Raw genomic sequence first — 25502 nt, forward strand, 5'->3', positions numbered from 1 at the left:
GCAATTGCGAGGAAAGACGGGGCACATGAAGACGGTCGCAAAGCTCAAGGCCAGGTTGCAGAAACTTCATGAGCGGACGGCCGAAACGCCGCTGTTCAACCCTGTGTTCCAGCTCAGCCACGATCTTTCGCGCCAGATCGAGGCAGGTGATCTCTCGCTCGACGATGTGGAAGCGCTGGTCAGCGAACTGGAATGCGAGGCGCTGCAAAGCCGCGCCGCCCGCCTGCGGCGTCTGGTGGCACCTACGGACACTGCCGAGAACCTTTCGCGCATTGCCGCACTCAATCCTGAAGAGGCGGGATTTTCCGAGTTCTGCGCGCGCTGGGAAAAGCCGCTGCTCCATGCCGTATTCACTGCGCATCCCACCTTCCTGCTTTCGGCGGCGCAATCCGATGCCGTTGCCACCGCCGCGCTGAGCGATGATCCTCAGGGCGCGACTGTCTGCGTCCTGCCTGCTGATGGCGCGAAGATCACGCTGGGCTTCGAGCATGACGAGGTCTGCGCGGCGATCGGGCGCGCCGCAGCCGCGCGTGACCGGATCAATGCCGCGCTGCTGGCCCATGCGCGCCAGCGCTGGCCGGGGCGCTGGCTTGATTTCCGACCGCTGCCGTTCCGCTTCGCCACGTGGGTCGGCTATGACATGGACGGCCGCACCGATATCGGGTGGACCACTTCGGTTGCGTTCCGCCTGCGGGAAAAGGCCCGTCGCCTTGCAGGCTATGCCGCATCGCTGCGCGCGATCGACGATGGCCATGCGCTGCTGGCAACGCTCGATGCCGCGCAGGCCCATTCCGCCGAAATGGCGGCGCTGTTCTCTGCCCCGCTGGATACGCCCGAAGCGCTGGCGGCGGCCGCCAACCGGCTGAGCGCTGATGATCCGGCCAAGCTGCTCAGCCTTGCGCCGCTCATCGCCGCGCTTGAAGCCGAAGCGGCGCAGGCGGACGAGGACAAGGCCGTGCGCCTTGCCACGCTGGCGGCGGCCATGCGGGCGGATGGCCTTGGCCTTGGCTGGATCCACTTCCGTGTCAACGCATCGCAGCTTCACAACGCGCTGCGCCGCCGGATCGATCCCGACGGGACGCTTGATCTTGGCAGCAAGAGCGCGCTTTCGCGCCTGCGCGAACTGCTGGCCGAAGTGAAGCCGCTGCGCGTAAACTTTGCCGCGCTGGCTATCGAGACCAGCACCGCCATGCGCCAGTTCCTCGTCATGGCCAAGATCGTGCAGCATATCGATGCCGATGCGCCGATCCGGATGCTGATTGCCGAATGCGAACAGCCACAGACAGTGCTGGCCGCGCTCTATTTCGCCCGGCTGTTCGGGATCGAGGGCAAGGTCGATGTCTCGCCCCTGTTCGAGACCGAGGCCGCGCTGGAGCATGGCGGGCGCTTCCTTGAGGCGCTGCTTTCCGAGGAAGCCTATCGCAGCTATGCGCGGCTGCGCGGGCGGGTTTCGATCCAGACCGGCTTTTCCGATGCCGGGCGCTTCATGGGGCAGATCCCCGCGGCGCTGGCGATCGAGCGATTGCAGGGCCGCCTTGCAGAAGCGATGAAGGCCAACGGGCTGACCGATGTGGCCGCTCTTGTCTTCAACACTCATGGCGAATCCATGGGGCGCGGCGCGCACCCTTCGGGCTTTGCCGACCGGCTGACCTGGCCGCTTTCCGGCTGGGCACGCCGGCGCTTTGCGCGCAATGGCATCACAATCGAGCCGGAGGCGAGCTTTCAGGGCGGAGATGGCTACCTCTTTTTCCGCAACGATGATCTCGCGCTTGCCACGCTGACCCGCATTGCCGAGCACGAGGCGCAGGAGCAGGACCTTTCCTTCAGGGATCCGTTCTACGATCGCACCGATCTCAGCCTTGATTTCTACCGCTCTATCCGCCGGGTGCAGCGCCAGCATCTGGAAAGCGCGACCTATTCCCGCGCCTTGACCGCGTTCGGGCTTGGGCTGCTGAAAGGCACGGGCAGCCGGGTCTCGCGCCGTCAGTCCGATATTGGCGCGGACCGCACGATGAGCCTGCGCCAGATCCGCGCAATCCCGCACAATGCCATCCTTCAGCAGATCGGCTATCCGGTGAACGTGATTGCCGGTGCGGGCACGGCTGCGGGCGAGGAGATGGAATCGGTTGCCGAACTGCTTGGCCGGTCCACCCGCGGCAACCAGCTTGTGCGGCTGCTGCGTGCCGCCAATGGCCTTGCCTCGATCAAGACGGTTGCCGCGCATGGCGAACTGTTCAATTCCGCCTACTGGGCCAGCCGCCCCTATCGCGGCACCGAAACCGCGCTGGAATCAGCCTGCCTGGCGCTTGCCGAATATCTCACCAAGGATGACCGGGCAGGGGTGTTCCGCCGTCTGACTTCGCGTCTGCGGGTGGACTGGATGAAGCTGCACCGCCTGCTGTCGCTGGTGCCGGGCCAGAAGGCCGGGCGCGATCCGGCTCAGGATGCAGACCGGCGCAATATCGGCCTGCTGCAATCGGTGCGGCTGGCGCTGCTGATGCACATGTTCATCCGCGCCGTGCAGGTGCCGCCCTTTGCCCGGTCGAACGATGTCAGCCGCGAGGACGTGCTGGAAATGGTCCTGTCCTTGCGCGTGGAGGATGCGCTTGCGCAGCTTCGGCGGGCCTATCCGGTGATCGAGCCGGAGATTGGCGATTTTCCGGTGAACGAGGAAACCGACTATCCCGATCATCGCGGCGAGGACTATGGCGCGATCCGTGCGCGGTTCATCGATCCGATCGAGCGGGCCCACGCCCTGAACATTCGCATTGCGGTGGCCATCGCCAACTACTTCGGCGCCCACGGCTAGGCGGTTCCTGAGCCGTGCCGCGCCCGGTTCAGAGCAGTGGGGCAAGCAGCCAGACAACGCCGACGAGCAGGAAAACGCCGGCCACATCCAGCGCGAAGCCTGCCTTCACCATGGCGCGCATAGAACAATGCCCCGTGGCCCATGCAAGGGCATTGGGCCCGGTTCCTGCTGGCAGCATGAAGCCCCATGTGGCGGCGAAGGCGGCAGGCAGGGCAAGCAGGACCGGGTCTGCGCCCAGCGCACCGACAAGCGCCGCCACCACAGGCATGATCCCGCTGGCGGCCGCGATGTTGCTGGCGAACTCGGTAACAAGGATCACGAACGCCACCAGCACCAGCGCGACCAGGGGCAGGGGCACGTGCCTCAGCGGCAGGAGCATGGTGACCATCCATTCGGTCAGGCCGCTGGTGGTCATACCCATGGCCATTGCCAGCCCGCCGCCGAACATCAGCACCACGTCCCACGGGGCGCGGTTGGCTTCGGGCCAGGTCAGCATCCGCCTGCCGGTTCCATCGGGCAGGATGAACAGGACCAGCCCGGCGATGGCCGCCACGGTGCCATCGGTAAAGCCGCCTTCGGGGAACGCTTTCTCGATCAGCGGCTGAAACACCCAGGCGAGAAAGGCGAGCGCGACCACGGGCACGAGCCGCTTTTCCGGCGCGCTCCATTGCGCGGCACTGTGGATCGCGGCGCGGGCCGCAGCCGGATCGAAACTGTCGGCGTCGAGCCGCTGCACCCGCGCGACGATGAAGGCTGCGGTCGGCACTGCGATCATGGCAATCGGCACGCCATACATCGCCCATTGCAGAAAGGTGACGCGCACGCCCAGCGCGCTGTCGATAAGGCCCGCGGCAATCGCGTTGGTGGGCGTTCCGATCAGCGTTGCCAGCCCGCCGATCGAGGCGGCAAAGGCGATACCGATGGGCAGGGCGCCGGCCATGCCGCCGGTCTCGCCTTCGCGCACACCGCCAGCGCGCAGCATGGCGACCGCCATGGGCATCATGATGAGCGCGGTCGAAGTGTTCGAGATGAGGCAGGAAAGGGTGGCCGTGGCGGCCATGACGCCCAGCAGCAACTGGCGCCGTCCGTGCCCGGCCAGCCCCATGATGAACAGCGCCAGCCTTCGGTGCAGGCCCGTGCGCTCGATCGCGAGCGCCAGAAACGCCCCACCAATGAACAGGAACATGATCGGCGAATAATAGGCGGCGGCGGTCTTGTTGGCATCGGCCACGCCGGTCAGCGGCAGAACGAGGAAGGGCAGCATGGCCGTTGCCGACAGCGGCAGCGCCTCGGTCATCCACCAGGCGGCCATCCACACGACAAGACCGGCCGCGCTCCATGCGGTGTCGGGCATTCCGGCAGGTGCGGCAAGCAGCTGCGTTGCCGCAAAGCCCAGCGGCCCTGCAATCAGTCCGATTCTGCGCGCGTCCAAAGCCAGACCCCTTCAGCTCCCCTCGACCGGCGACCGGCCTAGCAGAGGGGTTCGCGCGCTGGCAAATGGGCAGGTGCGGTTTTCAGAAAACCGGTTCGTAGCCCGGCGGCAGTTCGTTGCCCGGCTTCTTGCCATCGGTCGGCTGATGGATGCCGCACTCGGTCTTGTCCCAGCCTTTCCACCGCCCTGAACGGGGGTCTTCGCCGGGCGCCACCTTGCTGGTGCATGGCGCGCAGCCGATAGAAGGATAGCCCTGCGCCACCAGCGGATGGGGTGGCAGGCCGTGCTGCGCGAAATAGGCTTCGAGCGTGGCCTTGTCCCACGAGGCCAGCGGATTGATCTTCAGCCGCCCTTGCGCGTCGGAATGGTCTATCTCGAAGCGGGGAAGGCCCGCGCGGGTCTTCGACTGGAAGCCCTTGCGCCCGGTCAGCGAGGCGTCGTAGTGCAGCAGCGCCCTTGCCAGCGGCTCGACCTTGCGGATCTCGCAGCAGCCGTCGGGATCCCATGACCAGCGCAGGCCGTTCCCGTCCTTCGTGGCGATCACGTCCGGATCGGGTTCGATGATCTGGAGATTGGTCATCCCCAGAAATCCGATCAGTTCGTCACGATAGGCGAGCGTTTCGGCAAAGTGCTTGCCGGTTTCAAGGAACAGCACGGGCACCGAAGGATCGATTTCTGCAACAAGGTGAAGCAGGACAGCGCTTTCGGCCCCAAAGCTCGAAACGATGGCAAGATCGCCAGCCAGCCCGTCGCGGATCACCGAACGCAGCATGTCCTGCGTGTCGGTTCCCCGGAACAGGTGGTTGAGCCGGATCGCGTCGGTTTCGGTAAAGCGCGGGCGGGCGTCGATCAGGTCGATCTTGCGAGCCTCGGTGCGGGCGTTTCTGGTGCTGTCCATGCTTTCAGTCCTTGTCCCGCGGTTCAGGCGGGGTGACGCTTCGCCCATATGGCGGGGCGGCCGTCGACCGTCTTCTGATAGACCTCAGGCCATGTCGTGAAGGCCCTTGCGGCGGCTTCGGCGCTGATCGGCTGTTCAGGCGCGAAGCTGTCGAACCCGCAGCGGCGCATGTGCGAAAGCTGGTCCACCAGCACATCGCCCACCGCCCGCAATTCGCCGGTGTAGCCATGCTCGCGCAGGATGCGCGCTGCCGAATAGCCGCGCCCGTCGGTATAGGCGGGAAAGTTCACCTCGACGAGCGCGATCCGATCAAGATGCGGCAGAAGCGCGCGGGCATCATCGCCCGGCTCGATACGCACGGCGGTGGCGTTCGACTGATCGGCGAAGGCATCGACCGTCACGGCCGGATCGCCAACCGGCTCATCGTCGCGGAAGCGCAGGGTCTGCTCAACCATTGGCGGTCTCCTTGGCGTAGATCGCTTCCTTGAACGGGGTCATGCCGATGCGCCGGAAGGTATCGACGAAGCGTTCCCCCGGTGCGCGCTGGGCGAGATAGACCTCGGTGACCTTTTCGACCGCATCGACGATGCCGTCCTCGTTGAAGCCGGGGCCGGTGATCTGGCCGAGCGAGGTGTCTGCACCTTCGCAGCCGCCGAGGAGAAGCTGGTAGTTTTCCACGCCCTTGCGATCGACGCCAAGGATGCCGATGTGGCCTGCGTGGTGATGCCCGCAGGCATTGATGCAGCCCGAAATCTTGAGCTTGAGTTCGCCCAGTTCGCGCTGGCGGCCAAGATCGCCAAAACGCTCGGAAATCTTTTGCGCCACCGGGATCGACCGGGCATTGGCGAGGCTGCAATAGTCGAGACCGGGGCAGGCGATGATATCGCCGATCAGGTCAAGGTTGGCATTGGCAAGGCCAGCCTCTTCGAGCTTCTGCCAGATGGTGTAGAGATCGGCCTTGCGAACATGGGGCAGGACGATGTTCTGGGCATGGGTCACGCGCAGTTCATCGAACGAATAATCCTTCGCCAGATCGGCCATGAGGCGGATCTGGTCGGACGTTGCATCACCCGGAATGCCGCCAACGGGCTTGAGGCTGATATTTACGATGGCATAGCCCGGCTTCTTGTGGGCATGGATGTTCTGATCCACCCACAGGGCGAAATCGGGATCGGAAAGGTCAAGTTCATCCGGCGCAGCAGGATCGAACGCAGGATCGGCGAAGAAGCCCTTGATCCGTTCGAGTTCCGCCGGTGGCGGCTCAAGGCCCAGTGTCAGGATATGCGCGAACTCCTCCTCCACCTGACGGCGGTATTCGTCGGCGCCGATTTCGTGGACGAGGATCTTGATGCGCGCCTTGTACTTGTTGTCGCGGCGGCCGTGGCGGTTATAGACGCGCAGGCACGCTTCCAGATAGGAAATCATCTGAAGCGGGGGCACGAAATCGCCGATAACCGGCGCGATCATGGGGGTGCGGCCCATGCCGCCGCCGACGTAGAACCGGCAGCCGATCTCGCCCGCATCGTTCTTCACAAGCTGAATGCCGATGTCGTGCAGCTTCATGGCCGCGCGGTCGGTTTCGCTGCCGATGATGGCGATCTTGAACTTGCGCGGCAGATAGTCGAACTCCGGATGGAAGGTCGACCACTGGCGCAGCAGTTCGGCATAGGGGCGGGGATCGACCAGTTCGTCCGCCGCCGCGCCCGCGAACTGGTCGGCCGTGGTGTTGCGGATGCAGTTGCCGCTGGTCTGGATGGCATGCATTTCGACCGAGGCCAGATCGGCCAGCAGATCGGGTGCTTCTTGCAGCTTGATCCAGTTATACTGGATGTTCTGCCGCGTGGTGAAATGGCCATAGCCGCGGTCATATTTGTCCGCGATGTCGCCCAGCATCCGCATCTGGCGGCTGCTCAGCGTGCCATAGGGGATGGCCACCCGCAGCATGTAGGCATGGAGCTGGAGGTAGAGGCCGTTCTTCAGCCGAAGGGGTTTGAACTGGTCTTCGGTGATGTCACCGGCAAGGCGCCGCTCCACCTGATCGCGGAACTCCGCCACGCGGGCATCGACCATGGCCTGGTCATACTGGTCATACTGGTACATGTCAGATCACCCAGGTGCCGGCATCGGGATCGGCAGGCTTGAGGGAAAGGTCGAGCCGCACGGTGGGGCCAAGCGCCCGGATGCGGTCCTTGATATGGGCTGGCCGCACACCTTCTGCGGTGCGGGTGGCATCGATCACGTGGGTATCGGTCACGATCTGCTTGGCATTCTCGCGCGCGATGACTGCTTCGGCATGTTCGCCCGCTTCGACCGCGTCATTGACATGGCGCGACCATCCTTCGCCGGTCCACCACACGACATCGCCGGTGCGAAGATCGTTGCCGGTGATGATCTTGATTTCCCCGGTCTTCATCGGACCGCCTCCAGAACCTTGTTCAATTCCATCATGTCTCCCCGGCCCGCCACTTCACCGATCACGATGAGGGCAGGGCTGCTGACCTTGTTTCTCGCTACCACAGCACCCAGCGCCGCAAGTTGGCCGCGCAGCACGCGCATTTGCGGGCGCGATGCGTTTTCGATTACTGCCACGGGCATTTCGGGCGAAAGCCCGTCTGCCATGAGCTTTTCCGCAATGGCTTCGGCGGTGGCGACGCCCATGTAGATCACCAGCGTGCGGCCAAAGCCTGCAAGGCCCGCCCAGTTCTGATCGCTGAGGCCCTTGCACTGGCCTGCGACGAACGAGACGATGCTGGCATTCTCGCGGTGGGTGAGGGGGATCATGGCTGATGCGGCAGCGCCCATTGCGGCGCTGATGCCCGGCACGACTTCGACCGGCACCCCGGCGGCGATGCACTCCTCTGCCTCTTCTCCGCCCCGTCCGAAAACGAAGGGATCGCCGCCCTTCAGGCGCACGACATCGTTCCCGGCAAGGGCCTCGCGCACCAGCAGCGCATTGATTTCCTCCTGCCGCATGGTGTGGCGAGAGCGCTGCTTGGCGACCGAGATCATGCGGCAGCCCTGCGGGGCCATGGCAAGGATTGCGGGATCGACAAGGCCGTCATGCACCAGCACGCGGGCATTCATCACCAGCCGCGCCGCGCGCAGCGTGAGAAGATCAGGGTCGCCCGGCCCGGCGCCTACCAGATAGACGGTGCCGATTCTCGATGGAGAGTTGCTCATGGGGGCCACATGGGCGCAGGGCGCGCCAGTCGCCAGCGAGAATGCTTTGCCCCCGGACTAGATCAGCTTTAGCGATCCTGCTCGGGCGGGATGCCGGTTTCCTTCGTGCCTGCGCCTGCCGCAATACTGCTCGTGAGCAGGCGCAGGCCCTCGCTGTCGCGCAGGTGCAGATCCTGCTGCGGGAAGGGGATGGAAATGCCGTTTTCCCTGAACAGCCGCCACACGCGCTTGAGCACTTCGGAGCGGATGTTGGCCACGCCTTCTTCCGGGTCGTCGATCCACAGGAACACGGTAAGATCGACGCTGCTTGCGCCAAAACCGCTCAGCAGCACGCTGGGCGGGCGATGTTCGAGCACGCGCGGAGTGGCCTTCGCGGCTTCGAGCAGGAGTTCCTGCACGCGGTCGAGATCGCTGTCATACGAAACGCCGACCGGCACCGAGATGCCCACCTCGCGCGAGGAGTAGGACCAGTTTTCGACCTGGCTGGTCATAAGGATCTCGTTCGGGATCAGATATTCGCGGTTGTCGCGGGTGGTGACGGACACCGCGCGAATGCCGATCTTCTTGACCTCGCCGAAGGTGTTGCCCTTGCCATCGTTCACGGCAATTACGTCGCCCGGCTTGATCGATCGGTCCATGAGCAGGATGATCCCGGCAATCAGGTTGCCGAAGGTTTTCTGAAGGCCGAAACCGATAGCGAGGCCGAACGCGCCCGAAAAGACGGTGAGCGCCGTGAGGCTGATGCCGAGAACGTCTATCCCCATCAGCACCGCCAGGATCCATATGGCCAGCGAAACCAGCTTCTCTCCAAGGAGCTGCTGCGCGCCGTCGAGACTGTCGATCCGGCGGAAGGCTCGTCGAGCCAGCCTGCTGCCCAGCCGCGCGAACAGCACGACAAGCGCCATCACGATCAGGATGCGCAAGGCGCCCCAGACCGAGATGTGATAGCTGCCGATGGTAAAGCCGATTTCGTCGAGCAGGCGGACCGTTTCGGCCACCTGCGTCCTGAAGGTGTTCACGCGTTCGCTCCGTGCGCCGCCCACGCGGCAAGGCCGCGTTCCAGATCGGCAATGAGGTCGGCCGTATCTTCCAGCCCGATGGAAAGTCTAACGCCAAACCGGTCATCCGGTTCCATGCCGACAAGCGGCCACGCGCTTGCCGTGCGGATCGGGGCAGGATCGACCGGCGTTGCCAGACTTTCGAATCCGCCCCACGAATAGCCGATGCCGAAGAGGCCAAGCGCATCGATCAGGGCATCACGGGCCGCGCTGGTGCCGCCTTTCAGGACGAAGCTGAACAGGCCGCAGCCGCCAGTGAAATCGCGCTGCCACAGATCATGGCCGGGCGATCCCGGCAGCATGGGGCACAGCACGCGCGCCACTTCGGGCCGCGCTGCCAGCCAGCGGGCGATTTCAAGGGCTGCTGCGGTCTCGCGCTCCAGCCGCAGATTCATGGTGCGCAGGCCCCGCAGCATGAGGGCTGCATCGTCGGGCGAGACGACCGTGCCCAGACCCTGCGCGCGCAGCCGCAACCTGCGATACCATTCCGGCCCCGCACTGGCGCTGCCCATCATGCAGTCGGAATGGCCGGACACGTGCTTGGTGAGGCTCATCACCGTGATGTCGACGCCGCGAGCAAGGGCCGGAAAACCGAGCGGCGAGGCCCAGGTATTGTCGATAACGCTCACGATCCCGCGCGCGCGCGCCACCCAAGCCAGTGCGGGCACGTCCTGCACTTCCATGGTCAGGCTGCCGGGGCTTTCGAGCAGGACGCAGCGTGTCCGCTCGCAGCAGGCGGCTTCGAACGCGGCAGGATCGCAAGGATCGAACCAGCGGGTTTCGATCCCGAAATCCTTCAGCAGGCCGCGCCCCATGACCCGGCTTGGTTCGTAGGCATTGTCCGTCATCAGCAGAACGTCGCCGGGTCGCAGCACCGTCAGCAGCACGCCGGCAATGGCCGCGACGCCGGACGGGTAGAGCACGGTGCCTGCCGCGCCCGGTTCAAGCTGCGTAAGCGCCTCGGCCAGCGCCCACTGGGTCGGCCCGCCGCGGCGCCCGTAGTAGAATCGGCCGTCCTCGTTGGCCGGCGTGCTGCGCAGCGCCGCCATATCGGGGTAGAGATGGGTGGAGGCGCGCCACACGGGCGGGTTGACCACGGCGGCCGGATGATCGGTCGTGCCGGTCCATTCGCTGCGCCGTCCGGCCATCACGGCGCGCGTGCCGGGGCCGCGCGGTTCATCGTCTTGCATCATGGTCATGTCTGGCCGGATAGCAGCAACCTTGCGCCCCATAAAGCAGGGCGCCGATCTGCCGTGCAGGCGGGACCGCAGGCTTCGGATTGCCGGGAACGGCGGGCCTCAGGCAGGTCCGGTGGCCTTGGGTGTTGCCGGGTCCAGCCCCCACTCGCTCCATGATCCGTCATAGAGCGACACATCGTTCTTGCCGATGAGGTGGGCAGCAAAGATCAGGACATTGGCGGTCATGCCCGATCCGCACGAAGTGATGAGCGGGCGGGCAAGATCGACCCCTGCCGCCTCGAACAGCGCCCTTATTGCATCGGGCGATTTCCAGGTGCCATCGGGATTGAACAGGGTTGAATAGGGCAGGTTGCGCGCGCCGGGAATGTGCCCGCTGGCCAGCGCCGGATTCGTTTCCGGAACCTCGCCGGTGAAGCGGCCCGCGCCGCGCGCATCGACAAGCTGTTCGGCCATGGTTTCAAGGTTGGCCAGAACATCGGCCTTGGTCCGCACATGGCTTTCATCGGACCAGACGGTGAAGTGCCGCTGGCGGAGCGTTTCCACGCCCTGCGCGCAGCGCCGGCCTTCGGCCTTCCACTTGGCAATCCCGCCATCGAGCAGGGCCACGTTCTGCGCGCCGAACTTGTTCAGCATGAACCATGCGCGCGTTGCTGTCTTTACCGGGCTGTCATCATAGATCACGACGCGACTGCCATCGCCGAGGCCCAGCGACTGCATCCTGCTGGCGAACTTTTCGGCCGGAGGGAGGGTGTTGGGCACCGGTGATGCCGTATCCACCAGTTCCGACAGGTCCATGAAAACCGCGCCGGGAATATGGCATGCCTCATACTCCAGCCGCGCCACGCGGCCATGTTCTGGCAGAAATGCCGTTGCGTCGACGATGCGCAGATCGCTCGCGCCCATCTCGTCCGCGAGCCACTGGGTTGAAACCAGCGAATCCATAGATTTCCCGTGCTCCTGCCTGCCTGCTGCCCGGTCGGCTAAGCCAACCGGCTTGTGCTGCGACCCATCTGGCGTGGGTTCATCGGACAGGAGATTAAACAGGCCGCTAACCGGCGTCGACCTCTAAAATCGGTGACTTGGCCGGAAAGGCTGGCAGCGCGCGCAAACCACAGCACGGGATGGTCCAAAAGGCAAAGGCGAAGGCCCTTGCTCCGGGCTGGAGAGGGGTGCAAAGGGCGAACCGGTTCCCGGCGGGGCATGATCGCCTCCGTCGGGCATGGGATGTGATGATGACTGCTTCTCCGCGTTTCCTTGGACAGACGACGAGCCTTCCGGCCTCTCCCGACGAGGCCGTGCTCGACTATGTGCCCAACCCTCGGCCCGGCACGGGCTATGTCATCCGCTTTGCCGCGCCAGAGTTCACCTCGCTGTGCCCGGTGACGGGCCAGCCCGATTTTGCGCATCTGGTGATCGATTATGTGCCGGGCGAAACGATCGTGGAATCAAAGGCGCTCAAGCTGTTCCTTGGCAGCTTTCGCAATCACGCGGGCTTTCACGAGGATGTGACCGTTGGCATCGGCCAGCGCCTGTTCAACGAAATGCAGCCGCGCTGGCTGCGCATCGGGGGCTACTGGTATCCGCGCGGCGGCATTCCCATCGACGTGTTCTGGCAAAGCGGAGCGCCGCCTGCGGAAGTCTGGCTTCCGGATCAGGGCGTGGCATCCTATCGCGGACGCGGTTAGACCCCGGCAGAGGCCGGGCAGGAAGCTGATATCAGCGGTCCTTGCCGCTTTTCAAAGCCCACCGCCCCTTGCGCAGGCGGCGAATGGGCTTGCCGCAGCCCTTGCAGCGCGAGGAATAGTAAAGCGCTTCACGCACCACCGAACTGCGCACTGGCTGGTGCAGCCCAAACAGACATTTGAGCGAGAACATACCCCGATCCAGACCCCCGACAGATTCCCTCCAATCCGGCGAGAACTATCCGATCTGGATCAAAGCAAAAAGTTACAAATGGCGTAAGGCGCCGCTCAAAGCCAAAAAGGGTGGACCTTACCGCAGCGCCAGCGTCTCGTTCCGGTCAATCCCCGACATCGCAAGCCGCGCGGCGCGGCGCGAATCCACCCAGCGACCGTCGGCAAGCTGAACATCGTAGCGCTGATCGCTGGCAAGGGCCTTGCGGTAATGACGCGCGGCGACATCCTTGCGCCCGATCATCTTGTAGGCCGTTCCAAGATTGATGAGCGCGAGCGGATCATCCGCCTTGATCAGATCCCCTCCTTCGATCCGGCCGATGGCAGCCAGCGGGCGGCCCGCCATGATTTCGTTGTAGCCGACTTCTCCGCTCGGCAGCGCGGGGGCGGGCACGGTCAGCGGCGGCGTGATCATGACGGCAGACTGGCTCATCAGCGCGGCTGCAAGGAGGAAGGTGTTGGACATGATGGCTCTCCGGTCTCGAATTGCTCTTGTTGAGGATGAAGATGCCGTGATTCTCGTTTGATGCAACGAAACTGAAACATTGTCATAAAAGTGTAACTCCAAAGCCCGCGGTTTGGTGGAGGTTTTGTCATAATAGTCAAATAACCGTCAGATAATCTGACACAAATCTGTCAGGAAACCGCAAACAGGCTGTCACTTTGCGCGCCTAGACGGCCCATGCGTGACGGTCGGAATCGCTCCGGCCGGGTTTCATGGGGGATTTCTAGTGAAGACGAACCTCGGCCTGTTCCTCGTTGGTTGCAGCGTGCTTGCGCTGGCCGGATGCGGCCCCACCGATATTGCCTCGCCCGGCACCGGCGGCAATGTGACCATCAACAACACCACCAACAATCCGGCACCCACGCCGACGCCCACGCCGACGCCGACGTCGTCGCTGGTCACGCCCGCCGCTGGCTGCCCGACGATTGCCGATCCGCAGGGACTGACCGATTCGGGCACGATCACTGGCCCCGAAGGCACCTGGCGCGTCTGCACCCTGCCGAACCAGATCAACGTCTCCTCGCGTCTGGTGAAGCTGCCGGGGCTGCTCTATCGCCTGAATGGCCGCACCGACGTGGGCGTTGACCGTGGCTTCAGTTCGACAGGAACCAACGTTACCCTCACGATTGATCCGGGCGTGGTGCTCTTTGCCGCCACGGGCACGACCTGGCTTGCGGTGAACCGCGGCAACGCGATCGACGCTGTGGGCACCGCCACGCAGCCGATCATCTTTACCAGCCGCGACAACGTGCTGGGTCTGAACAACGAGTTCTCGAACCAGCAGTGGGGCGGTGTTGTGCTCATGGGGCGCGCGCCGATCACTGACTGCGGCTTCGGTTCGGTGGCCAGCGAAGGCGTTCCCAACACCTGCGAACGCCAGACTGAAGGCGCGACAGATCCCGCACGCTACGGCGGCAACAATTCGGCCGATAGCAGCGGCCGGATGAAGTATGTCCAGATCCGCTACTCCGGCTTCGTGCTCAGCGCGAACAGCGAGCTTCAGGCGCTGACGACCGAGGGCACGGGGTCGGGCACCGAACTTGATTACATCATGGCCTACAACAGCTCGGACGATGGCGTCGAGTTCTTCGGCGGCACCGTGAACCTCAAGCACCTCGTGGTGGTTGGCGCGGATGACGACAGCCTTGATATGGACACGGGCATTCAGGCCAATCTCCAGTATTTGCTCCTGATCCAGCGTTCGGGCCTTGGCGACTCGCTGATGGAACTGGACAGCAACAACAACGAAGCCCAGTTCCCGCGTCAGCGGGCGCGGATCACCAACTTCACCGCGATCCAGCCTGCCACGAGCAGCAACAACGAATCGAACAATCAGGCTGCGATGCTCTTCCGCGGCAACGCCGACGTTGAGCTTTACAACGGCGTTGTCGTTGCCCCGCAGAACGAGTGCATCCGCATGAACGGTTCGGGTGGCGCCAATGCCGCGACGCTGCTGGCCCGATCGGTCGTCATGACCTGCGGTCCGACGAAGTATATCGGCACCGGCACCTACACTGCGGCACAGGTAGCGACGTTCTTCGGAGCTGGTTCGAACAACAACCGCGACGATTTCACCTCGACACTGACGGGTGGCTTCATCAACGGCGCGAACGAAACCGCCGTCACCGCGTTCACCGTGACGGGCGTATCCTCGTTCTTCGACAACGTGACGTGGATCGGCGCGGTGCGCAACGCGAGCGACACCTGGTATGCCGGCTGGACCTGCAACAGCGATGCGGCGAACTTCGGTTCGACCAGCGGCCGCTGCACTGCGATCCCGACGACCTGATCGGCTGCCTTTCGGGAAAGCGGGGGGTGGCTGGCAACGGCTGCCCCCCTTTTCTCGCTACTGACCAAAAAGAACATTCCTCAGGCTGGAATACAATTCCTCAGGATGTTCCCCAGGGGGGACGAAGGACATGACAATGCTGCGGCTTGCCACGACGCTGCTGCTTTCGACGGCGTTCATTGCGCCTGCCATCTCATACGCCCAGGAGGCCGCCCCGGCGTCCGATGCGGCCGAACAGCCAAAGCCTCAGGAAGAGGCGCCGGAAGTCTCGATCCCCGGCGGGCAGATCGTCGTGACTGGCCAGCGTGACCGCAATATCCAGCGGGCTGCGCCGCAAGTCGTCTCGGTGCTGGGCACTGCCGAAATCGCGCGGACGGGTGAAGGCAACATCGCGGGCGCGCTGGGGCGGGTCACGGGCCTCAGCGTGGTCGGCAACGGTTATGTCTATGTGCGCGGTCTGGGCGATCGCTACAGCCTTGCCCTGCTCAACGGTTCGCCGCTGCCCAGCCCCGAACCGCTCAAGCGCGTGGTGCCGCTCGACCTGTTCCCGTCGAGCATCATTGCCTCGTCGCTCGTCCAGAAGTCCTATTCCGTGAACTATCCCGGCGAGTTTGGCGGCGGTGTCATCAACCTTACGACCAAGGCCGTGCCGAAGGAATCCTTCGTGACCGTTGGCGCAGGCGGGGCGTGGGATACCGAGACGACCAACCAGCTTGGCTACACCTATTACGGTTCCAGCACCGACTGGACCGGATTTGACAACGGCCAGCGCGACCTTACGGGGCGGCTTCGTGCCTTCTTCGCCAGCGGCGAGCGGCTCAGCTCCGGCAACATCGACAACATCGCGCTGGCGCAGGGCATCGTGAACACGCGCAACGGGCTGACCCAGCGCATTCCCAACATGCCGGCCAATGGCTCGGCATCGCTTTCGGCCGGAACGTCGTTCGATCTTGGCGGGGCAACGCTCGGCGTCATCGCCACTGCCGGATACAGCAACAAGTGGATCACGCGCGACATCACCAGCCAGACCTCGTTCGAAGCTGATCTCTCGATCCTCCAGTCCGATTTCCACCGTGTCGTGACCGACAACCGGATCGTGGCCAACGGGATGATGGGGGTTGGCGTTGAGTGGGGCCGCAACCGCATCCGCTGGACCAACCTCTATATTCGCGACACCCTGAAGCACACGCGCATCAGCCTTGGTCAGCGCAACCAGACCACGGCCGACTGGCAGCAGCAGGAAACTGCCTGGTATGAGCGCCAGCTCATCGACACGCAGATGGTGGCCGAACTCAAGCTGACCGACAAGCTGAGCGTCGATCTGCGCGGCGGATACGCCAACTCGCAGCGCGAGGCGCCTTACGAACTGGGCTTCGAATATGTGCGCACGAACGTGGCCGCCGACCCTCTCGGCAACCTGTTCGTGAACAACCTTGACGGCAATGCCGGCCGCGCCAACGTCAGCTTTTCCGACCTGAACGAGGATCTGTGGTCGGGCGGCATCGACATTGCCTACAAGATCATGCCCAGCCTGACCGCAACGGTCGGCTATTCCTATGCCGACTTCAACCGCGTCAGTTCGCGCCGCGACTTCCAGTTCCGTGCGGTCAACCTGCCGCAGGGCGTGAACACGCTGCGGCCGGATTACCTGCTGAGCGATGCTGTCATCAAGGCATTCAACATTCGCCTGATCGACGTGAACGAAGGCTTCCCGGCCTTCGTCGCCACGCTGAAGAACCACGCCGCCTATGCCAAGATCGATGCGCAGATCACTGATGACTTGCAGCTCGATACCGGTGTGCGCTTCGAAAAGGGCAACATGGTCGTCTCGCCGCTTCAGGTGTTCAATGACGTTCCGGTGGGTGCGAGCCAGACCCGCATCAACAAGGATTACTGGCTGCCCGCCGCGACCCTGACCTGGCAGATGCGCGATGACATGCAGATGCGGTTCAACGCATCGAAGACCATCGGGCGTCCCCAGTTCCGCGAGCTGATCTTCCAGTTCTATTTCGATCCGGACACCAACCGCGTTTTCCGCGGCAACCCGAACCTTCAGGACAGCACCCTGACCAATGCGGAAGCGCGCTATGAATGGTATTTCGCGCGCGATCAGCGTTTTTCGCTTTCAGGCTTCTACAAGCGTCTTAAAAAACCGGTGGAATCCTTCGTGACGACCGAGTCCGACGAAGTCATCACCAGCTTCGCCAATGCGCCGCGCGCCGATCTCTACGGTGCGGAAGTCGAACTGCAGAAGTATTTCGACCTTTCGGGCTGGGGCGGCATGTGGGAATCGCGGCGGCTCGTGTCGATCCTCAACTATACCTACACAAAGTCGAAGCTGCGGGTGAAGGAGGGTGATACGACCTCCTATTTCCAGGCCGCATCGACCCGCGCGCTCGACTATTTCCGCGATGGCGTTCCGCTCACCGGCCAGTCCGAGCATATCGCCAACCTGCAACTGGGAATCGAGGACACCGACAAGCTTTCGCAGCAGACGCTTCTGTTCAGCTATGCCAGCAAGCGTGTCTTCAGCCGCGGTCTGCTCAATACCGGCCAGCCCGACATCTTCCAGGATCCGGGCCTGCGGATCGACTTCGTCGCGCGGCAGGGCTTCAATCTGTTCAAGAAGGAAGTCGAACTGAAGTTCGAAGCGCGTAACCTCACCGGTCGCCGCAATATCGAGTTCCAGCAGCTTGGGGCCAACCGCGTTGAGGTGAACTCCTACGATGTCGGTCGCACCTTTGCACTCTCGGCATCGGTTACTTTCTGACCCTTTTTGACTTTCCACCCCTCTGGAGGCGGCTCTTCACCGGAGCCGCCTCTTTTTTTTGGGGAAGCAACGCCATGAAAAACCCCGCCGGGTGCGAACCGGCGGGGATGAGACTTTTGCCGTAAGGCCGGGGCGCATCAGGGACGGTCGAGCACGTATCCGAGCGAGCGGACCGTGCGCAGCGGCGATCCTGCGCCGACATCGCGCAGAGCGCGGCGCAGGCGGCTGACCCAGGCATCGACCGTGCGCTCGTCGATCGGCTGTTCGTTCTTGCCCAGTGCCACGATGAGCTGCTGTCGGCTGAAGACGTGGCCGGGCTGCTCCATCAGATAGCGCAGCAGGCGCAATTCGTTCGGCATGAGCATGAGCGGCTTTTCGCGCCAGCGGGCCTGCAATGCCGAGAGATCGAGCGTAAGATCACCCAGCTTGAGGATGCGGGCGGGCGCTTCGTGTTCGGGCAACTGGATCGAAAGGACGCGATCCAGCAGGGCGCTGCGATCAACCGGGCCGAGGATGTAATCGTCGGCCCCGGCGCGCAGGGCGCGGCGCTTGGCCTCCGGATCGTCCTCCTCAAGGATCATCGTGATATGCGCATCATGCCCCAGACTGTCGACAGCGCGCAGCCTGCGACACAGTTCAAGCCCCGACATGTCTGGCAGAACCCAGTCGATGAAGGCCCATGGCCGCCCTTCCATCAGCGGCAGGGGGGCATCGGATTTCCAGCGATGAAATACCACGCGCAGGTCGGAATGCTGGAAGGTCTCGCGCCCCCCCGCAAGATCATCCGTCAGTAGAATGTCGATACGCCGCATGTGCAGAAAGCCCCTGTCCTTGAAGGCTTTCTGTCGCGGCTATGTGACGGGGAAATGACGATGTTACAGCACGGTCCCGTCCATTGGGCCGTGCCATCGAGAAAGATGGAAAAGCAGCCTCAGACCGGCAGGCCGACGTAGTTTTCGGCAATGCTCGTCTGCGCGGCCTTGCTGGTGGAAATGTAATCGAGTTCGGCCACCTGCATTGCCCGTTCGAACGGGCCATCATCGGGAAAGCGGTGCATGAGCTTGGTGAGCGACCACGAGAAGCGTTCCGACTTCCACACACGGGCAAGAGCCTTGGCCGAGTAGGCGCCCACGGCATCGTTGTCGGAGTGCCTGAAATAGCCGACGAGGGCTTCGGTGGCATAGTGGACATCGCTGGCCGCAAGGTTGAGGCCCTTGGCGCCGGTGGGCGGCACGATGTGCGCGGCATCGCCGCACAGCAGCAGGCTGCCGTGACGCATGGGTTCGAACACGTAGGAACGCAGCGGCGCGATGGATTTTTCGATCGAGGGGCCGCGCGTGATGTTGGCGGCAGCTTCGGGGCCGAGGCGGATGGCAAGTTCGTCCCAGATGCGCTCGTCGGGCCAGTCCTCAAGCTTCTCCGTCAGCGGCACGTCGACATAGTAGCGGCTGCGGGTGTGGCTGCGCATGGAGGCCAGCGCAAAGCCGCGTTCGTGATTGGCATAGATCAGTTCGTGGTTGCAGGGCGGGACATCGGCCAGAATGCCAAGCCAGCCGAAGGGATAGACGCGCTCGTATTCGCGGACCGCGCCAAGCGGGATCGCCTTGCGGCTGGGGCCATGAAACCCGTCGCATCCGACGATGAAGCGGGCATCGAGGCGGCGCTCGTTGCCATCGTGCAGGAATGTGACATGGGGCGCATCGCTTTCGATGCCGTGCAGTGCCACGTCGGCCGCGCCATAAATCACTTCAAGTCCGCGCGAAGGGGCGGCATCCATCAGATCCTTGGTGATCTCGGTCTGACCATAGACCACCACGGTCTTGCCGGTCAGGTTTGCCACATCGATGCGGATCAGGCGTTCGCCATCGGCCAGATTGAAGCCTTCCTCGACAAGACCCTCGGCCTTGAGCCGCGCATTCAGGCCAAGCCGCTCCATCAGGCTCACGGTGATCTGTTCCAGCACACCCGCGCGGATGCGGCCGAGGACGTAATCAGGCGTCTGGCGTTCCAGCACGACGCAATCAATACCTTCGGCCTTGAGCAGATGACCGAGCAGCAGACCGGCAGGGCCTGCGCCGATGATGGCAACCTGGGTTTTCATGGCACTGTCTCCCACGCGCCGACACTGGGATGCCGGAAGCTCTGCACCGCAAATTGACAAGGGCGCAGGAATTGCGGAATGCAGCGGCAGGACAATCTTCTGGCACTTTCAGGACATGGCGCGATCGATCCCCAGCTATGCGCTTTATGGCGAAGGCGCGGCCAGAGCGCCGGGAGGATTTGCGCATATCGAGACAATCGCCGAACGCAGCGCGCTGCACGACTGGGAAATCGGGGTGCACCGGCACGATCACTTCGTGCAGGTCTTGCTGGTAGAGGAGGGACATGCGGCGGTCCTGCTGGATGGTGCGGACTATGCGCTTGAAGGGCCGGGGCGGGTCATCATTCCGGCAGGGGCCGTTCATGGTTTCCGGTTTCGGCAGGGAACAGGGGGATTTGTCCTCACCTTGTCGACCGACTTTTCCACAAGGGCATCGGGCGGGGCGGACCCGCTGATCGCCGTGCTTGCGCGGGGCGGGGTGGAGGCTCTTTCGTTCGATACGGCACGACGCGCCTTCTGGCTTGCGCGCGAGATGCTGGGGCTTCAGCAGGAGTGGCAGGAGCACGATCCCCTGTTCATGGCGCTGGCCGAAGCGCTGATCCGGTCTGTTGCGGCGGGGGGCTCGTCTGCTGGCGATGCGCGTTCCGACCGACGGCTGGAACGCTTCCGCCAACTGGTGGAAGTCCACTATCGGCAGCACCGCGATCTTGATTTCTACGCAGGTGCGCTGGGCATGACCCGCCGCACGCTCTCGCGCATGACGGCGGCCAGCCTCGGAACCAGCCCGATGGACGTGATCCATCGCCGTCTGGCGCTGGAGGCGCAGCGCCTGCTGCGCTTCACCAATGCAACCGCAGCTCAGGTGGCGGCCGAACTCGGTTTCGAGGATCCCAGCTATTTCTCGCGGTTCTACCAGCGGATGACCGGTCGGCGCCCATCACGGGAGAAGATGCCGACACACTGAAACGGCTTGTCTCGGCCTGATCTTCCGCTATGAAATCTTCACGGATATGAATTGCGGAGAGGTTTGCAGAATGGTGAAGATCAAGACCACCCATGTCGGAAGCCTCCCGCGTGGCGACGAACTTACCCCTCTGCTGCTGGCGCGCGACAAGGGCGAACCGTATGACGCCGCCGAGTTCGACCGTCTGGTATCGGCCGCGGTGGATGATGCCGTGCGCCATCAGGTGGAGGCCGGGGTTTCGGTTGTTTCGGACGGCGAACTGGGCAAGGTCGGCTACTCCACCTACATGATCGAACGGCTTTCGGGCTTCGGCGGGCACATCGATCGCAAGCCCGCGGCTGACCTTGCCGAAGTGCCCAATCTTGCGAAGAAGCTTTCGGCGATCATGGGCAGTCAGGAGTTCGTGCGCGCATCGTGCATCGGCCCTGTGCGCAAGGTCACGCTTCAGCCGCTGCATGACGATATCCGCCGTTTCAAGGCCGCGCTGGACAAGCATGCTGCGCCAGATACCGAAGCGTTCATGAATGCGGCTTCGCCGGGCCTCATCACCGCATTCCAGGTGAACCGGCATTATCCCAGTCACGAAGCCTATCTTGCCGATCTGGCCGATGCCATGCGCGAGGAATACGAGACGATCGTGGCCGAGGGCTTCTATCTTCAGCTTGATTGCCCCGATCTGGCCATGAGCCGACACACCGGGTATCAGGATCTGTCGGAGGAAGAGTTCCTCAAGGTTGCCGAAGCGAATGTCGAGGCGCTGAATGCGGCTACCGCCAATATTCCGCCGGAACGGATGCGGATGCACATCTGCTGGGGCAACTACGAAGGCCCGCACGATCATGACATTCCGCTGGAACGGGTGATCGACATCGTCCTCAAGGCACGGCCCGCCACGATCCTGTTCGAGGCCGCCAATCCGCGTCATGAACACGAATGGAAGGTGTGGAAGGACGCCAGGCTGCCCGATCACAAGATCCTTGCGCCGGGACTGATCGATACCTGCTCGAACTATATCGAGCACCCGGAACTGATCGCGCAGCGCATCGAACGCTTTGCCGCCATCGTCGGGCCGGAACGGGTCGTGGCCAGCACCGATTGCGGGTTCGGCACCTTTGCGGGCTATGGCAAACTCGATCCGATCGTGACGTGGCGCAAGCTCAGGTCGCTTCGCGAGGGCGCGGACATTGCCGCGAGCCGCCTGTGACGGCGGACGAGCGGCGCGCCGCTGAGGCTGATTGCGCGCGCCTGGTTGCGCTTTATGCCAATCTCAACGACGAAGCTCGCTGGGATGAGGTGGCGGCGCTCTATGCCGAAGATGGCGTGATGTATCGCCCGACCGCCCCCGATGCGGGAATTGCCGGGCGCGAGGCTATCCTTGCCGCCTTCAAGGCGCGGCCGCCCCGCAAGACGCGCCATGTCTGCTCCAACGTGGTCATCGACATCGAAAGCCCGACCACGGCACGCGGCACGAGCGCCATGCTGCTGTTTACCGGCGAGAGCGCGCCGCTGGTCGGCTCGTTCCATGACCGTTTCGTGCTGACGGGCGATGGCTGGCGATTTGCCGAGCGGCGGGGTAGCCTGACCTTCTGATGGCAAGCGCTGCTTCCAACCCGGTCAAATCCGCTATGCGCACGCTCGATGTGATCGAGTATGTCGTGGCGCGCCGGCAGGGCGTGGTGGCGCAGGAGATTGCCGCAGCGCTGGCCATCCCGGTCAGCAGCTTGTCCTATCTGCTCGCCACGCTGACCGAACGGGAATATCTTTTGCGGGAAGGGCGGCGCTATCTGCCCGGACCCGGCCTGCAAAGGCTGCGGGCGCCTGAAGCTGCGCTCACGCTGGAAGACCGGGTGGCACCGCTTGTGCGGGCCTTGCGCGCCGAGCTTAACGAAACATCATCGTTCATGGTCCGGCGCGGCTGGGAAGTCGAGGCGCTGATCACCGAGGCCAGCGATCAGGCGCTGCGCTATGCGGTCGATCCCGGCACGCGGCGGCCGCTTCATGCCCTTGCCGCGGGCAAGATCATGCTGGCCGCCTTGCCCGACGAGGAACTCGATCACTATTTCGCGGGCACGACAAGAGCCATGCTCACCGCGCATACGCGCGTTTCCGAAGGGGACCTGCGGGCCGATATTGTGCAGATCAGGCAGAGCGGCATCTGCCTTGCACGCGAGGAGGCAACGCCGGGGATCTGCGGCATGGCGGTGGCGGCTGTCATGGACGGGCAGATTGTCGGCGCCTTCAGCGTTGCTGTTCCGGCAGTGCGCTTTACCGCCGAGCTTGAGGCGAAGGTCGCGCAGCTTTTGCAGCGCAGTGCAGGCGCGCTGGCGCACTGAACTGCGGCTGCCCGCCTGCGGTCTTGCTCCTGAGGCTGCGTGATTTCAGCCTTGGGCGCCGGTATTGCGCTTTGACAGACCGCTCATGTCCGGCTGACGCCTGAACAGGTCCGGCGCTCCGGGGCGCTCCTCCAGCCCGAACAGCGGAAAAAGGCCGGGATGGCGGCCGAGTCCGTCGTAGAGATCGCAGCACCGCTCGATCCAGTCACGCAGGGGATCGTCGGCGGCAAGGACGGGAATCGTCGAGATGGACGAGATGAAGAGGAATGCCCCGATCACCCTGTAATCGGTGTAGTCGGGATTGGCTCCGCCCAGCCAGCGATGTTCGCGAAGGGCGCTGCGCAGTGGTTCGAGGCTGGCCGATATGCCGGGCAGACGCTCCTCGCGGCCTGCTTGAAGCACGTCAAGCGGCGCGCCAAACTTTTCTTCACGGCTGCGCGTGACGTAATCCTGATCCTGCGGCAGAGACAGGTCGCGGTAGTCCTTGATGAAGCATTTCATCCAGTGCCAGATTGCCGCGTCCCACAGCCACCGTTCGATGACCTTGGTTGACGCCGCAACGCCTTCGTGGGCCATCAGCATGGGCCGATCAGGATACTTCGCGTCAAGATGTTCGGCGATGTTCCAGCTATCGAGGACCCATTCGCCATTGTCCACGATGGCAGGAAGGCGTTCGCTGCGTCCGCCTGTCCGGTCGAGAATGCCGGTGAAGCCCCCCGGCACCAGATCGATGTCGAAGCCCTTGTGCCGCAGCGCAAACTTGGTCGCCCAGACAAACGGGCTGAGCGTAGCGCCAGTGGCGATGTTGAGGTCATAAAGCGTGATGACATTGCCTTCAGCCACGGCGACTCCTCCCGGTGGATCAAGCAGGTCAGGCCGCAAGGAGCGCCGGGCCAGTCGGGATTGGTCCGGCGCTCCCGCTTTCGACCCTGCGGGCCGTCAAGCCTGTGGTCTGCCGCTTATTTGCGAGTGCGCCAGCCTTCGGCATAGTTGTCGCGCGCCACTTCCGAATAGGGGACGGCCGCAACGGTCGCCTTGATTTCGGTCTGCACGTGCGGTTCGACCGTGGGCTTCGTGGTGCCGCCGTTCGGCTCGCCCCAGAGCAGGCTGACCTGCGTGCCCGGCTCCACGTAGCCTGCATCCATCATCGCCAGTGTGAGGAACTTGCCCTCGTTCGCGGTGTAGCCGATCCAGGTGGAAAGGCCGACCATCCTGCCATCGGCAAGCACCTGATCGAAGGGGTGCATCGCATAGACAGCGCTGGGATATTCCATGAACTTGGCGCGATCGCCCTTAGACAGGGCCGATGACTGGACCCGCATCACGTCTTCGTTGTCGAGCGCGAGCGTGACCTTGGTGCGGTGCCTGCCTTCGGCGGCCATGCGTTCAAGCGCGGCACGGCCGATGAAGTCATGGTCGAACTTGACGAAGGGGCCGTAACCCAGGTCCCAAGGGGTCGTGTAATAGCCTTCGATCGTTTCCGGCACATAGCTGCCGCCGACCGAGCACTTTGCCTCATAGGAATTGGCGGTGAGCCATTCGCGGTAGGGTTTGAGCGCCTCTCCGGTGTAGATCGCGGGGAAGGGCGATGGGATCCAGCCCGATTCCAAGGTGTTCGAGGAATAGGCGCGGCCACCCACGAGCGCCATCTGGAACTCCTTGCCCGCTTCCACCAGCGCGGCGTGGACCGCGCCGTAATCCTCCCACGGGCCCATCAGTTCAAAGCCGGGCTGCCCTGCCATGCCATGGCGCAGCGCGCGCACTTCCTTGCCGGCAATGGTCATGCGGCACATGTGGAAGAACTTGAGATCGGGTGCGGTCTTTCCCGTGGCCTTCTCGATGATCTTCATCGCGTTCGGCCCCTGGATCTGGAAGCGGTAGGAATTGCGCTTGCCATCGGTGCGCATCGCCCAGCGCTCGTCGCGTTCCACCGCCACGTTCCAGTTGCCGCTGGCCGCGTGATATTCCACCCATTCGATCGTGGGCGCACGCCCGACGAGGTTGAAGTGGTTCTCGTCGAGGTAGAACAGGATCACGTCGCCGATCACGTAGCCATCGGGCGTGACGGGCACGAACTGCTTGGCACGGTCTGGCTGGAAGTTCCTGAACGAGTTGATGCCGAGGTATTCGAGCATCTGAAAGGCATCTGGGCCTTTCACGGCCAGATCGACCATGTGATAGGACTGGTTGTAAAGCACGGCCGAATGCGCCCATGCCCACTGTTCGCTGCGCCAGTTGGAATATTCGGAAGGCACGCCGGGGTAGACGTTCGGGCCAACCTGCTGGTTGCGGACGAAGGTTACGAGATCACCGGCATTCCGGATGACCTGCTCAAGGCTCTGGGACATGATTACGTGCTCTCCCGATAGAGTTTCGCGGATGGGAAGAGTCTATGCCCTAATTTCGTATGTCTGAAAAGTTCGTAATGCTGAATTGGGTGAAAAATTGTATGCAAAGCATACGAAATCCGCAGGCAGCGCTCCTGGCCAACGCGCGGATGCCCGTCCCATCGGGATCAAGGCCTCCAAAGCAAAAGGGCCAGCCCTTGCGG

Annotated in this window: 23 protein-coding genes; 8 read left to right on the plus strand and 15 right to left on the minus strand. The window is 63.6% G+C overall.

Translation table 11 applies throughout. The features are described 5' to 3' along the window. Nucleotides 1-25: 25 nt before the first annotated feature. Complete coding sequence (locus DKM43_RS05050; RefSeq protein ID WP_109797394.1) at nucleotides 26-2809, plus strand: phosphoenolpyruvate carboxylase; 2784 nt, start codon at nucleotides 26-28, stop codon at nucleotides 2807-2809. A gap of 28 nt (nucleotides 2810-2837) precedes the next feature. Here the strand turns inward: DKM43_RS05050 and DKM43_RS05055 are convergent, their stop codons facing one another. The 9 genes from DKM43_RS05055 to sseA form a co-directional block, all read right to left on the minus strand. Then, complete coding sequence (locus tag DKM43_RS05055; protein ID WP_109797395.1) at nucleotides 2838-4241, minus strand: SLC13 family permease; 1404 nt, start codon at nucleotides 4239-4241, stop codon at nucleotides 2838-2840. A gap of 82 nt (nucleotides 4242-4323) precedes the next feature. Next, nucleotides 4324-5139 carry a phosphoadenylyl-sulfate reductase gene (locus tag DKM43_RS05060; RefSeq protein WP_109797396.1) on the minus strand — a complete coding sequence of 272 codons (816 nt, stop codon included), beginning with the start codon at nucleotides 5137-5139 and terminating at the stop codon, nucleotides 4324-4326. A gap of 23 nt (nucleotides 5140-5162) precedes the next feature. Then, a complete protein-coding gene (locus tag DKM43_RS05065; RefSeq protein ID WP_109797397.1) occupies nucleotides 5163-5594 on the minus strand; it encodes a DUF934 domain-containing protein in 432 nt (143 codons plus the stop codon). Beyond that, nucleotides 5587-7239 (minus strand): nitrite/sulfite reductase, encoded by a 1653-nt coding sequence (locus DKM43_RS05070; RefSeq protein WP_109797398.1) that lies wholly within the window; start codon nucleotides 7237-7239, stop codon nucleotides 5587-5589. The genes DKM43_RS05065 and DKM43_RS05070 overlap by 8 nt, the downstream gene beginning before the upstream one ends. Before the next feature lies 1 nt (nucleotide 7240). Beyond that, entirely contained in the window at nucleotides 7241-7537 is a 297-nt protein-coding gene (locus DKM43_RS05075) for a DUF2849 domain-containing protein (RefSeq protein WP_109797994.1), read from the minus strand. 11 nt (nucleotides 7538-7548) lie between these two features. Beyond that, on the minus strand, nucleotides 7549-8319 hold the full coding sequence (gene cobA / locus DKM43_RS05080; protein ID WP_109797399.1) for a uroporphyrinogen-III C-methyltransferase: 771 nt from the start codon (nucleotides 8317-8319) through the stop codon (nucleotides 7549-7551). Between the two features lie 68 nt (nucleotides 8320-8387). Further along, complete coding sequence (locus tag DKM43_RS05085; RefSeq protein ID WP_236632395.1) at nucleotides 8388-9338, minus strand: mechanosensitive ion channel family protein; 951 nt, start codon at nucleotides 9336-9338, stop codon at nucleotides 8388-8390. Further along, entirely contained in the window at nucleotides 9335-10576 is a 1242-nt protein-coding gene (gene metC / locus DKM43_RS05090; RefSeq protein ID WP_236632396.1) for a cystathionine beta-lyase, read from the minus strand. Before metC ends, DKM43_RS05085 begins: the two co-directional genes overlap by 4 nt. A gap of 99 nt (nucleotides 10577-10675) precedes the next feature. Then, the gene (gene sseA / locus DKM43_RS05095) at nucleotides 10676-11518 is read right to left on the minus strand and encodes a 3-mercaptopyruvate sulfurtransferase (RefSeq protein ID WP_109797400.1); all 843 of its coding nucleotides are present in this window, start codon (nucleotides 11516-11518) and stop codon (nucleotides 10676-10678) included. Between the two features lie 287 nt (nucleotides 11519-11805). Between sseA and queF the strand changes: the two genes are divergently transcribed. Further along, nucleotides 11806-12261, plus strand: a complete 456-nt coding sequence (gene queF / locus DKM43_RS05100; RefSeq protein ID WP_407938482.1) for a preQ(1) synthase — start codon at nucleotides 11806-11808, stop codon at nucleotides 12259-12261. Between the two features lie 31 nt (nucleotides 12262-12292). Here queF and DKM43_RS16450 read toward each other — a convergent pair whose 3' ends face one another. After that, nucleotides 12293-12451 carry a hypothetical protein gene (locus DKM43_RS16450; RefSeq protein ID WP_161554038.1) on the minus strand — a complete coding sequence of 53 codons (159 nt, stop codon included), beginning with the start codon at nucleotides 12449-12451 and terminating at the stop codon, nucleotides 12293-12295. 117 nt (nucleotides 12452-12568) lie between these two features. Further along, nucleotides 12569-12955, minus strand: coding sequence for a hypothetical protein (locus DKM43_RS05105; RefSeq protein ID WP_109797401.1), 387 nt, complete (start codon nucleotides 12953-12955; stop codon nucleotides 12569-12571). Between the two features lie 265 nt (nucleotides 12956-13220). Here DKM43_RS05105 and DKM43_RS05110 point away from each other — a divergent pair, with 265 nt between their 5' ends. After that, a complete protein-coding gene (locus tag DKM43_RS05110) occupies nucleotides 13221-14783 on the plus strand; it encodes a hypothetical protein (RefSeq protein WP_109797402.1) in 1563 nt (520 codons plus the stop codon). Between the two features lie 130 nt (nucleotides 14784-14913). After that, the gene (locus tag DKM43_RS05115; RefSeq protein WP_109797403.1) at nucleotides 14914-17553 is read left to right on the plus strand and encodes a TonB-dependent receptor domain-containing protein; all 2640 of its coding nucleotides are present in this window, start codon (nucleotides 14914-14916) and stop codon (nucleotides 17551-17553) included. 137 nt (nucleotides 17554-17690) lie between these two features. Here DKM43_RS05115 and DKM43_RS05120 read toward each other — a convergent pair whose 3' ends face one another. Both DKM43_RS05120 and pobA read right to left on the minus strand, forming a co-directional pair. Then, nucleotides 17691-18365 (minus strand): response regulator transcription factor, encoded by a 675-nt coding sequence (locus tag DKM43_RS05120; protein WP_109797404.1) that lies wholly within the window; start codon nucleotides 18363-18365, stop codon nucleotides 17691-17693. 119 nt (nucleotides 18366-18484) lie between these two features. After that, nucleotides 18485-19654 (minus strand): 4-hydroxybenzoate 3-monooxygenase, encoded by a 1170-nt coding sequence (pobA, locus tag DKM43_RS05125; RefSeq protein WP_109797405.1) that lies wholly within the window; start codon nucleotides 19652-19654, stop codon nucleotides 18485-18487. On the opposite strand from pobA, the gene DKM43_RS05130 reads away from it, so the two are divergent. The 4 genes from DKM43_RS05130 (at nucleotide 19653) to DKM43_RS05145 (ending at nucleotide 22951) form a co-directional block, all read left to right on the plus strand. Next, complete coding sequence (locus tag DKM43_RS05130; RefSeq protein WP_236632397.1) at nucleotides 19653-20618, plus strand: helix-turn-helix domain-containing protein; 966 nt, start codon at nucleotides 19653-19655, stop codon at nucleotides 20616-20618. The two genes, pobA and DKM43_RS05130, sit on opposite strands and share 2 nt — an antisense overlap. A 73-nt stretch (nucleotides 20619-20691) precedes the next feature. Beyond that, the gene (locus DKM43_RS05135) at nucleotides 20692-21822 is read left to right on the plus strand and encodes a cobalamin-independent methionine synthase II family protein (protein ID WP_109797998.1); all 1131 of its coding nucleotides are present in this window, start codon (nucleotides 20692-20694) and stop codon (nucleotides 21820-21822) included. Then, nucleotides 21819-22208 (plus strand): nuclear transport factor 2 family protein, encoded by a 390-nt coding sequence (locus DKM43_RS05140; RefSeq protein ID WP_201739786.1) that lies wholly within the window; start codon nucleotides 21819-21821, stop codon nucleotides 22206-22208. The genes DKM43_RS05135 and DKM43_RS05140 overlap by 4 nt, the downstream gene beginning before the upstream one ends. Continuing rightward, the gene (locus DKM43_RS05145; protein WP_236632398.1) at nucleotides 22208-22951 is read left to right on the plus strand and encodes an IclR family transcriptional regulator; all 744 of its coding nucleotides are present in this window, start codon (nucleotides 22208-22210) and stop codon (nucleotides 22949-22951) included. Before DKM43_RS05140 ends, DKM43_RS05145 begins: the two co-directional genes overlap by 1 nt. A gap of 45 nt (nucleotides 22952-22996) precedes the next feature. On the opposite strand, the gene DKM43_RS05150 is transcribed toward DKM43_RS05145, so the two are convergent. Together DKM43_RS05150 and desA are read right to left on the minus strand one after the other, a co-directional pair. Then, the gene (locus DKM43_RS05150; RefSeq protein ID WP_109797409.1) at nucleotides 22997-23794 is read right to left on the minus strand and encodes a beta-etherase; all 798 of its coding nucleotides are present in this window, start codon (nucleotides 23792-23794) and stop codon (nucleotides 22997-22999) included. A gap of 116 nt (nucleotides 23795-23910) precedes the next feature. Further along, a complete protein-coding gene (gene desA / locus DKM43_RS05155; RefSeq protein WP_236632399.1) occupies nucleotides 23911-25299 on the minus strand; it encodes a syringate O-demethylase in 1389 nt (462 codons plus the stop codon). Nucleotides 25300-25502 lie beyond the last annotated feature (203 nt).

It is taken from the genome of Novosphingobium meiothermophilum, assembly GCF_003171715.1.
In the GTDB taxonomy this organism is placed as follows: domain Bacteria; phylum Pseudomonadota; class Alphaproteobacteria; order Sphingomonadales; family Sphingomonadaceae; genus Novosphingobium; species Novosphingobium meiothermophilum.